This is a genomic window from Candidatus Woesearchaeota archaeon, from assembly GCA_018302225.1.
GTDB lineage: Archaea > Nanobdellota > Nanobdellia > SCGC-AAA011-G17 > JAGVZY01 > JAGVZY01.
Map to the genome: position 1 here is coordinate 1 of JAGVZY010000019.1, position 10,327 is coordinate 10,327.

14 protein-coding genes and 2 tRNA genes are annotated in these 10,327 nt (G+C 27.9%); 8 read left to right on the top strand and 8 right to left on the bottom strand.

All coding sequences use genetic code 11. The features are described from left to right. Positions 1-301 precede the first annotated feature (301 nt). Together J4403_04675 and J4403_04680 are read left to right on the top strand one after the other, a co-directional pair. Positions 302-511 (top strand): hypothetical protein, encoded by a 210-nt coding sequence (locus J4403_04675; GenBank protein MBS3167467.1) that lies wholly within the window; start codon positions 302-304, stop codon positions 509-511. Positions 512-549: 38 nt separating this feature from the next. Then, a complete protein-coding gene (locus J4403_04680) occupies positions 550-1,173 on the top strand; it encodes a DUF2238 domain-containing protein (protein MBS3167468.1) in 624 nt (207 codons plus the stop codon). Here the strand turns inward: J4403_04680 and J4403_04685 are convergent. Next, positions 1,155-1,228: transfer RNA gene (locus J4403_04685), tRNA-Pro, on the bottom strand. The genes J4403_04680 and J4403_04685 overlap by 19 nt on opposite strands. A 65-nt stretch (positions 1,229-1,293) precedes the next feature. Here J4403_04685 and J4403_04690 point away from each other — a divergent pair. Beyond that, the gene (locus tag J4403_04690) at positions 1,294-1,737 is read left to right on the top strand and encodes a hypothetical protein (protein ID MBS3167469.1); all 444 of its coding nucleotides are present in this window, start codon (positions 1,294-1,296) and stop codon (positions 1,735-1,737) included. A gap of 28 nt (positions 1,738-1,765) precedes the next feature. After that, entirely contained in the window at positions 1,766-2,131 is a 366-nt protein-coding gene (locus J4403_04695; GenBank protein ID MBS3167470.1) for a hypothetical protein, read from the top strand. Positions 2,132-2,136: 5 nt separating this feature from the next. On the opposite strand, the gene J4403_04700 is transcribed toward J4403_04695, so the two are convergent. Beyond that, positions 2,137-2,210 (bottom strand) — tRNA-Lys (locus J4403_04700). A gap of 35 nt (positions 2,211-2,245) precedes the next feature. After that, a complete protein-coding gene (locus J4403_04705; protein MBS3167471.1) occupies positions 2,246-2,770 on the bottom strand; it encodes a hypothetical protein in 525 nt (174 codons plus the stop codon). A gap of 41 nt (positions 2,771-2,811) precedes the next feature. On the opposite strand from J4403_04705, the gene J4403_04710 reads away from it, so the two are divergent. From J4403_04710 to J4403_04725, 4 genes are read left to right on the top strand one after another with little or no spacing between them, the layout of a single operon-like run. Further along, positions 2,812-3,561 carry a hypothetical protein gene (locus tag J4403_04710; protein ID MBS3167472.1) on the top strand — a complete coding sequence of 250 codons (750 nt, stop codon included), beginning with the start codon at positions 2,812-2,814 and terminating at the stop codon, positions 3,559-3,561. Positions 3,562-3,619: 58 nt separating this feature from the next. After that, positions 3,620-3,850, top strand: coding sequence for a hypothetical protein (locus J4403_04715; GenBank protein MBS3167473.1), 231 nt, complete (start codon positions 3,620-3,622; stop codon positions 3,848-3,850). Next, complete coding sequence (locus tag J4403_04720) at positions 3,840-4,097, top strand: type II toxin-antitoxin system RelE/ParE family toxin (GenBank protein ID MBS3167474.1); 258 nt, start codon at positions 3,840-3,842, stop codon at positions 4,095-4,097. Before J4403_04715 ends, J4403_04720 begins: the two co-directional genes overlap by 11 nt. A gap of 19 nt (positions 4,098-4,116) precedes the next feature. Beyond that, a complete protein-coding gene (locus J4403_04725) occupies positions 4,117-4,857 on the top strand; it encodes a class I SAM-dependent methyltransferase (GenBank protein ID MBS3167475.1) in 741 nt (246 codons plus the stop codon). Here J4403_04725 and J4403_04730 read toward each other — a convergent pair. From J4403_04730 to J4403_04750, 5 genes are all read right to left on the bottom strand, one after another. Next, on the bottom strand, positions 4,854-5,603 hold the full coding sequence (locus J4403_04730) for a GGDEF domain-containing protein (protein ID MBS3167476.1): 750 nt from the start codon (positions 5,601-5,603) through the stop codon (positions 4,854-4,856). The genes J4403_04725 and J4403_04730 overlap by 4 nt on opposite strands. 93 nt (positions 5,604-5,696) lie before the next feature. Then, complete coding sequence (locus J4403_04735; GenBank protein MBS3167477.1) at positions 5,697-6,905, bottom strand: ABC transporter permease; 1,209 nt, start codon at positions 6,903-6,905, stop codon at positions 5,697-5,699. Further along, positions 6,895-8,118: an ABC transporter permease gene (locus tag J4403_04740; protein ID MBS3167478.1), complete on the bottom strand. Its 1,224-nt coding sequence runs from the start codon at positions 8,116-8,118 to the stop codon at positions 6,895-6,897. Before J4403_04740 ends, J4403_04735 begins: the two co-directional genes overlap by 11 nt. Positions 8,119-8,123: 5 nt before the next feature. Further along, the gene (locus J4403_04745) at positions 8,124-9,488 is read right to left on the bottom strand and encodes a COG1361 S-layer family protein (protein MBS3167479.1); all 1,365 of its coding nucleotides are present in this window, start codon (positions 9,486-9,488) and stop codon (positions 8,124-8,126) included. Further along, positions 9,485-10,171, bottom strand: coding sequence for an ABC transporter ATP-binding protein (locus J4403_04750; protein ID MBS3167480.1), 687 nt, complete (start codon positions 10,169-10,171; stop codon positions 9,485-9,487). The genes J4403_04745 and J4403_04750 overlap by 4 nt, the downstream gene beginning before the upstream one ends. Positions 10,172-10,327 lie beyond the last annotated feature (156 nt).

Here is a 10,327-nt window from a genome sequence, read left to right on the forward strand (position 1 = left end):
CCGAGATTTGAACTCGGGTCTCGGCCTTACTCTAAACTTTCTAATCTTATTTAAGTTTGCGAGAGGGCCGAATGATTGACCGGACTACACTACGGGAGCCTAAATATAAAAAGCATCTGTTTCCTTTAAATAATTTTCTTTAGAGAATTTGAATAATTCAAAATTTCTCTTTAAAAACCCCTTATTTACCAATCTTCACTTTAAAGGCTATTCAGTCAAATCCCTTCTAACTTCTATTTAAACCTAACTTAGATTTTTCAAACTAGAAAAATATTTAAACCTTTAACTCAAATTCTAAATTATGGACAAAGAGTTGGTGTGGAAAGACGAAACTGGAACTTACAAAATGGGTTACAGTCAAAAGTTAATGAAAGAGCAGGTTAGATGGCAAAAAATTAATTTTGCAGGTAATATTGCACTAATGGCTTTAATTTTAATACTTTTATTAATTGTTCTATTTGTTTTATATAAATTAGATTCAGTAAATTTCTTTATGAATTTAATTCAATAAGATAAAGTTTTTTAAAGATTATACTTAATTTTATTACTATGCCAAAATATACTAAAGAAGAAAGAGCTATGCTCCTTTTATCAATCATAACTCTATTCTATCTTCTTGCCTTTGCAATCTATACCTTTGTAAAAAGAAATCTTGAATTTTCATATTATCTCATGGTTTTTTTAGCTTTAGCCTTATCAATAATAAAATATCATAAAAAATTAGGTTTAACATTAGGTATTACATATGGCTTATCTTTGTGGGGTTTTTTAGGTTTGATGGGAGGAAATTTACATATCAATGAAATAAGATTATATGATATTTACATCTTTTCAGACATTCTAAGGTATGATCAGTTTGTTCATGCACTGGGAGCATTTTTTGCAACTTTTATTATTTATGAAATTTTAAGATATAAGGTAAAAAACATTAATACTTCTTTATTTGTAATAATAATCGTTTTAGCAACATTAGGTGTAGGCACCTTGAATGAAATTATGGAATTATTGGCTGTAATTTTTTTAAAAGCCCAAGCTACAGTCGGAGATTATATGAATAATGCATTAGACTTATTATTTAATTTTATTGGTGCATTAATTGCAGCCTATATTATCTTTCCAAGATTTAAGTTTCATATTAAACCTGCTGAGAAAGAGGGGGCTGCGAGGATTTGAACCCCGGTTGCTACCACCCCAAGGTAGAGTGATAACCAGACTACACTACAGCCCCAAAATTCATTTAATATACAAAAGTATTTAAATTATTTTGATTAATTTCAATGAGAGGTGAATTTAGTGAATAATTTATTAGCTTATATTTTTAGTATCTTACTTATAATTGGGTTAATCTTAATCTTTATTTTAATAATTTTGCCTGAAATTCGTAAATCTATTAAAAACAAAAAAAGATATCGGGGTCTAAGAGATTATCAAAATTTAAAAAAACTTCAAAAATTAGACATACCTAAACCTCCAAAGCACACTAAAAAAAGTATAGGCTTAATTCCTATTTGCATAAAAAGAGATTTTGAAAAAGGCTACACTCTGCCTCAAATAGAAGAAGATTTGTTAAAAAAAGGTTATACTCCTGGAGATTTTGACAAGCATCTTTTACCCTATCTAAAACGTGCTTTGATAATTGATGAAAAAGAGACCCAAACAAAAGAAGCATTAGTAGAAAGATTGAGATTAGGTAAATTAAAAAAGAAAAATAAAACTCTTAAAAAACAAAAACTATAAAAGTAAGTAACTAATTTTGATTTCTGCAATGAATTTAAATAATGACTTACCAACAAAAATGATTCTTTCTCTTTCTGAATTAATAGATTTACAAGCAAAGTATTATCATTTCAATAAGCTTTTAGAATCTAGATTAAAACATCTTTGTATAGAAGGAAAAGTTAAGTTAGACCACATTAAACTTAAAGAAAGACTCTTTAGCAGAGATGACAAATTCTCTAATTTAGAGCCAATAAATGATTTATATGACTTAGAGGGAGTTATTGATAATATTCGAGATAAAAGTCTAACAAAAATTTATTTGGGGTGTCAAGAACTAAAAAAACAATCTAAAGAAAAATCATTAGAATATCTTGGACAAAGGTTGCTTTATATCCATTTATATGTTGAATAAATAAACGGGCTCGAGGGGATTTGGACCCCCGACCACCTGATTAAGAGTCAGATGCTCTACCAAGCTGAGCTACGAGCCCATAAGTTAAGAATTATTATAAAGGGTTTTTAAAGTTTATCTAAATTTTACCTTAAACATCATCAAAATTAAACTCATTAACAAACCACCAGAACCTAAACCCACACAAGCAGACATATCAACACTAAACAATCCTAAAAATAAGGGTATAAACAAAACAAAACTTTTCTGAATCAAATTTAAGGTAATTTTACTTAATTTCTTTTCATTCATTTCGTAAGAAACAACTAAACCATATATTAATCCCAATATAATAAATATTATAGAATAAATTAAAAATGAGTTTTTAGAACCTAAACTCAAAAACAGTAAAATTCCTATATAAAAAAATATATTTCTATATAAAAATGCAATTAAAACTCCTATTAAAAACCAAATCAAAAAACCTTTAAATAAAAATATTCCAACAATTGTACCTAAAAAACCAAGAACCAACAAAGTTACTTTCAAATATTTCTTAGAATATTCAATTTCTTCTTTAGCAATATAAGTTAAATAACCCCCTAATAAAACCCCTAAAAACACAATAAGAAAGTTTAAAATCTTTAAATCTATTAACATATAACAAAAGTTATTTAAGTAATATAAATATGTTTCTCCTTATGAAAATTGCAATTATATGCTCAGAAGCAGATCCAGCATCTATTAATATATACAATTCTCTAAAAAACTATAAATTAAATGCAGATTTGCTTAAAATTAAAGAAAGAACAGTTTTTGCAGATAAAATAAACAAATTAAATTATGATTTCTTCATACTTCCAACTAAACATGAAAGTGCCTCTCAAAAGAAATGTTTAACTTGTCATTTTCCAGGTAATTGGAACAAAGCAGATATTGGTGGTAAAGAAAAAATGTTAGGCATAGCAAATGCATCATTTGAAAAAGAATTATTTATTAATTTAAATAAAAATGCAAATAGGGATTATCCTGCAACTTTAGAATGTACACATCATGGCCCTTATTTAAACAAACCTTCAATTTTTATAGAAATAGGTTCAACAAAAGATGATTGGATTAAACCTGAATTAGGAGATATAATTGCAAGAACAATTGTAGAAACATTAAAACAAAAAACAAAATCTTACAAAACTTATTTAGGCATAGGTGGACAACATTATTGTTATAATTTTAACAAAATTTTAATAAACTCAGATTTAGCACTTTCGCATATCTGCCCAAAATATCAATTAAATTCTTTAACAGAAAAAATGATTCAACAAGTAATAAAAAATACCTTAGAACCAATAAAAGGAGTTATTATTGATTGGAAAGGTACTTCAAATAAGCAAGAAATAATTAAAATTGCAGAATCATTAAACTTAGAAGTTCTAAGAACTGATAAACTGTAGAAAGTTTTATATATAAGATGTATATAAGAAGAATATAATTAATATATAATGAGTAAACATGCAAACCACTATACAAGTTCAAAAAGAAACCTTGGATAAATTAAAGAACTTTAAAGAATATAATAGAGAAAGCTATAACGAAGTGATAATTAAATTAATGAAATATAAGGAATTAAATGAGCTTCATTTAACAAAACAAACTAAAGAAGATATAATCGAAGCTAGAAAAGAAAAAGGAGTTTCATTAAGTCATGCCATTAAAGAATTAGGTGTTAAGATTGACTTATAAAATTGAAGTAAAACCTAAAGCAATTAAACAATTAAAAAAGTTACCCAAAGATATTTCTGAAAGAATTTTAAAAAAAGTTATTCTTATTAAAGATACCCCTCAAAGTTTTATGAAAAAATTAGAATCTATTAATATTTGGAGTTTACGTGTTGGAGATTATAGAGTTTTAATTGATTTGCAAGAGGATAAACAATTATTAGAAATTATAAAGGTGGGACACAGAAGAGAAATTTATGAAGATATTTAATTTTCTTCTTTAAATAAAAATGCAACAAAAAGATTGGGATAGAATTTCAAAAAATTATTACCCAGAAATAATTAGCCCACTATCAAAAGGTGTAAAAAATCCTCTTTACAAAGAAATAGCTCAATTAAAATTCACAGACTATGCAATAGATTTAGGAACTGGTTTAGGAAGATTGCTCCCAATTCTTTCAAAGAAATTTAAAACAGTTACAGCTTTAGATTATTCTGAAGGAATGTTAAATCATGCCAAAAAATACTCAAAACCTAATATCACTTTTGTAAAAGGAGATATAAGAAATTTAAAAGATTTTTATAATAAATTTAATCTTGCAGTTGCAATAAACTCAATAATTATGCCCTCTTCAAAGGAGATAGATAAAAGTTTTAGAGAAGTTTTTAAGATTTTAAAAAAACAAGGAAAATTTATAGGAATTTTTCCTTCTATGGAATCTTTTTTATATTATGGTTTTCTAACATTTCAAAGTGAACTAAGATTTAACTCAGAATCAAAAGCAAAGCAAAGTACCATTTATTTAACTGATTCAAAAAAATTTGATTATTTATTTGGAACTTATGATTTAAATGGAAAGCAAAAAGCCCTTTATGAATTTGAATTAATCTTAAGATTAAAAAAAGCAGGTTTCAAAAATATTAAAATTCAAAAAGTTGTATATCCTTGGAAAGAGATTAAGGACGCAGGTTTCGGCAATTTTAAGAAATTTCCAGAATTATGGGATTGGATTGTAATAGCAAAAAATTAGTTTAAAATTCTTTTTTTAACAACATTTTTTCCCGCTTTCTTTGCTTGATATAACAATTCATCAGCTTCTTTAAATAAAACTTTCTCAGTTATTTCAGATTTACCATCGTAAGTTGCTAAACCTATACTTGCAGTAACGTCTATTTCCCCAGATTTAGAATGTTGTATATTCTTTCTTATTCTCTCTGCAACACGTACTGCTTCTGAGTGTGAAGCTTCAGGAAGTAAAATAGTAAATTCCTCTCCACCAAATCTCGCAACAGTGTCTATACTTCTTATACTCGATTTTAGTACATTTGCAATATTTCTTAATAATTTGTCTCCTGCATGATGTCCAAATTTATCATTATACTTTTTAAAATTGTCTAAATCTATAACGAGTAATGAAAGAGGATGCATAAATCTTTTTGCTCTTTTAATTTCTATATATAGAATTCTATAAAAATATCTTTTATTATATAAATTTGTCAAAGCATCAGTTAAAGAGTTTCTTTTAACCTCAAGGTAGGCATTTCCAACAAATACGATTATTAAAGTTAAAATAAAACTTAAAATTCCATGAACAATTACTAAAGAAAATGTAAAATAAAAAAAATCGATAGCTTCATTTTCAGTCTCAGGTTTTGAAATTAAATCAAGACCTCTTTGCCGACTAGTAGCAATAGAATAAACTGAAAAGAAGGTAATTACAACTAAAAATATAACTAACCATATTCTCACAAATCTTTCAGTTCTTTTAATCTTCATTTTCTATTTTATTTATTTAATTATATTTAAACATTTTTTACTACTTTAATAAATGTTATTTATTAATTAGAAAGCAACATTCTTCATTGCTTTCTACTCATATCTTAATGCCTCTGCAGGCTTTAGTTTAGAAGCTTGCATTGCCGGCAGTGTGCCTGCAGTCATACCCACCACAAATGAAAACATTAAAGCTCCAAATATCAGCCAAGGTGAAAGGCTTGCTTTTAGTACATTTGTTCCAAGTTGAGCAGCCAATAATTCAACTAATTTACTTATTCCAATACCTATACTTACACCAATTGCTCCACCAACTAAACCTAATAATCCTGATTCTATCATAAATATGGTTGCAACTATACCATTTTTTGCTCCTATTGCCTTCATTATTCCAATTTCTCTTGTTCTTTCTAATACAGAAGTATACATCGTATTCATTATTCCAATTCCACCAACTACAATAGAAATTCCTGCAATACTAATTACTACAATTTGAACTATTAAAAATATTGTTGAGAAACTCTTTTTAAGATCTTCATAAGTTTGAATTGAAAAGTCTTCTTCACCTTTTTCAACATTTCTTAAACTTCTTAGTTCTTTTGAAATACTTTCTGCAACTTTAGAAGTATCAATATTCTTTTCTGCCTGAACAAATATCATATCAATATCCGTTGGCTCATTAAATACTTCTCTTGCAGTTTCCAAAGGAATCAAAATATTTGTATCATCTTGAGGATTTCCAAAGGTTGCTAATCTTCCTATAACTTTAAAGTCAACACCTTCAATTTCGAGTTTATCTCTTATATTCACTGCCTTATCAAAGAAATTGCCTTCAAAAATTCTTATCCCTATCACTGCCTTATATGTATCTGTTTTTTCAAGATCTCTTCCTTCAACAACTTTCATATTTTGTATAGATTCTATTATAGATTTATACTCATCTTGAGGCATACCCATTATCCAAGTATATTTTACTTCATTATCATATTTTACTTTTCCAAGTTTGTAAATTGTTTCAGTTATAGCATTAACACCTCGAACTTTTCTAATGGCATTCAAATCTTTATCTGTAAGTGCAGTAACTGATTCACCCAAACCATAAAAAGTCCCACCCGGAGTAATTATTATTTTATCTACACCCATGCTTTGAAATTGATCATCGATTGCTTTTTGAAATCCCTGCCCTATAGAAATCAAAGAAACAACTGCGCTTATTCCAATTATAATTCCCAGCACAGTTAGCCATGCTCTTAGCTTTCTTCTTTTAAGATTATTAAATGCAAAATTAAAATAATCATTTATCATATTTTAGTGCCTCCACAGGTCTTAATTTTGCAGCTTGTTTTGCAGGTAATAATCCCGCTATTGAACCTATAACTAATGAGAAAAACAAAACTCCAAATATTAAAGGAAATCTTAAATAAGCCTTAAAAACACTAATTCCATTTGCAATTGCAATATATTCAGCAAGCTTAGCAAATATTATTCCTATCACTACTCCAATCAATCCGCCAGTTAATCCTACTATCCCAGATTCCATTAAGAAAATAATTAATATATCTTTATTCTTTGCACCAACAGCTTTCATTATTCCAATTTCTCTTGTTCTTTCTAATACTGAGGTATACATAGTATTCATTATCCCCACACCACCAACAATAATAGAAATACTTGCAATTCCAATTAAAATCGCTTGAACTAAAATTAAAATTATATTAAACCCCTGTATTGTTTGTTCTGCAGTTTGTACTGAAAAATCCTCATCACCTTCTTTAACATTTCTAAAATCTCTTAAATCCTTTTCAATTCTCAATGCAACTTCAGCAGGCTTCAAATTAGAATCACTCAAAACAAATATAGTAGAAACTTCTTCAGGTTCATTGAATAACTCTTTTGCAGTATCTAAGGGTATTCTAACAATAATATCATGGACTCCTGTTCCTGCTTTCTTTTGTATGCCTGCAACCCTATATTCTTGTCTTTCAATTTCAATTTTATCTCCTATTTTAATTATATCTTCATAAAAATCATTTGCCACTGAATAACCAAATATTACCTTGTATTTATCTCCATCTCTTAATTGCCTTCCAAATTCAATGTCAAAAAAACTCACAGAATCGATATAATCTTTAGATTCAGAATCAGTTGGAGTTCCATAAATAGTTACATATCTTGTTTTATCTTTAAATTTTATCTTTGCAGATTTAGTAAGCACGCCAACAGCAGTTTTAACCCCATTTACTTTTCTAACAACTTTCAAATCATCTTCAGTTAAAATCTGAGAAGAAACAGAAGAACTCATAGGACCAAAATTAGCACCCCCTGCAGTAATTAAAATTCTGTTAGCACCAACTTTTTGGAATTCTTCTTTTACTGCAGAATTTAAACCTTGTGCTAAAGACACTAAAACCACTATTGCTACAATTCCAATTACAATTCCCAGTATGGTTAGCCAAGATCTTAACTTTCTGTGCTTTAAACTATTACTAAATGCAAGCAAAAAGTAATCTTTTATCATACTTTTTACCTTACACTTTTAATAAAACTCTCAATCTTTTTTGGCCAAGTCTTTACATTCTTCCATCTAAATAATCTTATAAACCTTACAATTGTTGCACAAAGGTCTAAAAATCCTTGCTTTAGTGCTTTAACTATATTCTTATCCTTTCTCCATTCTTTATAAGTAAAGTAGATTAAGATTACTAACAAAATATAAAATATAAACGTAAATATTTTTCCCTCTGTTTCCCCAAGACCATAATTTGATCTTTCAATACTATTAAAAATTCTCAATCCAACTTCTTTTTCTTCAACCTTATCTCGATTATAAGCATCTTTATAGGTTAATTCAATTTTTAATGGAATTTCTCCATCAATTTTGCATCTTTTCGTATAAATTTCATAATCTACAGTTTCATAATCATCGGAATCAATATTTCCAACATAAATCTTAGGTTGAGAAATTATGTTATAGCAATCACTCTCTTGTAATTCTGCAACTAAGAATTTCATATCAGAAGTTCCAGAGTTAGAAATACTAATACTTATTTTTCCCTTTTTTCCAAATTGATAAATATTTGTACTTGCAAGTGTTGTTAAATATTCAGGTTCTGCACCAACTAATAAACCAATTTCATCACGTTTAGTTGTATTTTCTCCGTAATCATTATAATATTCAATAGTTATAGGAATTTTATATGCTTTAGATTCTGCGTCAGGTAATACTATTAAATTAAATAGGGCTTTACTAGAACTTCCAGGCAAAATTTCATTAATGTGCCTTTCAGATGTAGTAAATACCGGTGCAAAAGGTAAGTCTGTTAAATCTAATTTAACTTTTACATCTTTCATAGAAGCTTTTCCATTATTTTCAACATCTACCCCCAATTCAGTTGTTCCACCAGGTGAAATAGTATTCAACTCCAAATCTATTGCCTGGGCATTTATTTTGCCTTCAACAACATTTTGAGATCTACTTATTGTAACTAAAAATTTCTCAGCTATATTCATCGCTTTTTTAGGTGAATAGAATTGTAAACTTACATAATTATCTCCTTCTTTAGCTTCATTATTTACTTCTAATTCAAACTCTAAATTTTTCTTTTCTCCTGGAGATAGGGCATTAACATTTATACTACTAGATTTAACAGTAAACGGATAAGCTGCTGAGAGTGAAAAGTCTAAATTATTTAAAACAACAGAATCAATATTTGTAACTTCAAATAATAATTTCGCATTTCCACCAATTTCAATTGGCGAGGGATCTACTTTAATTAAAATTATCTTTAGCTCTTTTGTAGAACTTATTACTGACTGTTCTGCAAAAGAAAAACTAACTAACATTAAAATCATAAATAAAACTATGATACCAAAATTTTTAATTTTCATCCTTTGACCTCCTTTTCAACATGTCCATCAATTAATTTTACTATTCTATCTCCATATTTTGTTAATGATAAATCATGTGTAACTATTATTATTGTTTTTTTCATTTTTTTATTTAAATTTATTAATTCATCTACAACTGTAGTTCCTGTTTTAGAGTCTAAATTTCCTGTAGGTTCATCAGCCAACAAAATCTCAGGATCATTAACTAAAGCTCTCGCAATTGCAACTCTTTGTTGTTCTCCACCAGACATTTCACTTGGTTTATGGTCTAATCTATCCCCTAAACCCATTTTATATAGTAATTCAACTGCCCTTTGCATTGCTTTACTCTTAGGAACATTTTGAAAGGTCATAGGTAACATAACATTTTCTAATGCAGTTAAAGAAGGAATTAAATCAAAATCTTGGAATATAAATCCAATTTTTTTCCCTCTTATTTGTGCTAAATCTGATTCATGCATTTTTGAAATATCTTTTCCATCAAGTAAAATCTTTCCTCTTGTTGGTAAATCTAAACAGCCAATCATATTCAAAGAAGTGGATTTTCCAGAGCCAGATTTTCCAACTATAATTAACATCTCACCTTTTTTAACATCAATATTTAATCCTCTTAATGCTGGAACTTCAACCTCACCCATCTTATATATTTTCCAAACATCTTGTAATTGAATTATAGCATCCATAAAAACCTCTTTTTATCTATTCTAGACTAATTAGAATATATAAACTTTGTCCCTTCAGGCTTTGGTGCAACCCTCTTGATAAGAACAAAAAATAATATTGCATTCTGTCAATATTATGGGCAATTAACTTGCTTATAAGTTCGACTTTCTGAGTTG

What these genes read in the sequence shown, in the direction of transcription:
- J4403_04675 (MBS3167467.1), top strand. Translation starts at nt 302, where the DNA reads ATGGACAAAGAGTTGGTGTGGAAAGACGAAACTGGAACTTACAAAATG.
- J4403_04705 (MBS3167471.1), bottom strand. Translation starts at nt 2,770, where the DNA reads ATGTTAATAGATTTAAAGATTTTAAACTTTCTTATTGTGTTTTTAGGG.
- J4403_04725 (MBS3167475.1), top strand. Translation starts at nt 4,117, where the DNA reads ATGCAACAAAAAGATTGGGATAGAATTTCAAAAAATTATTACCCAGAA.
- J4403_04730 (MBS3167476.1), bottom strand. Translation starts at nt 5,603, where the DNA reads ATGAAGATTAAAAGAACTGAAAGATTTGTGAGAATATGGTTAGTTATA.
- J4403_04750 (MBS3167480.1), bottom strand. Translation starts at nt 10,171, where the DNA reads ATGGATGCTATAATTCAATTACAAGATGTTTGGAAAATATATAAGATG.
- J4403_04715 (MBS3167473.1), top strand. Translation starts at nt 3,620, where the DNA reads ATGCAAACCACTATACAAGTTCAAAAAGAAACCTTGGATAAATTAAAG.
- J4403_04735 (MBS3167477.1), bottom strand. Translation starts at nt 6,905, where the DNA reads ATGATAAATGATTATTTTAATTTTGCATTTAATAATCTTAAAAGAAGA.
- J4403_04680 (MBS3167468.1), top strand. Translation starts at nt 550, where the DNA reads ATGCCAAAATATACTAAAGAAGAAAGAGCTATGCTCCTTTTATCAATC.
- J4403_04740 (MBS3167478.1), bottom strand. Translation starts at nt 8,118, where the DNA reads ATGATAAAAGATTACTTTTTGCTTGCATTTAGTAATAGTTTAAAGCAC.
- J4403_04695 (MBS3167470.1), top strand. Translation starts at nt 1,766, where the DNA reads ATGAATTTAAATAATGACTTACCAACAAAAATGATTCTTTCTCTTTCT.
- J4403_04710 (MBS3167472.1), top strand. Translation starts at nt 2,812, where the DNA reads ATGAAAATTGCAATTATATGCTCAGAAGCAGATCCAGCATCTATTAAT.
- J4403_04745 (MBS3167479.1), bottom strand. Translation starts at nt 9,488, where the DNA reads ATGAAAATTAAAAATTTTGGTATCATAGTTTTATTTATGATTTTAATG.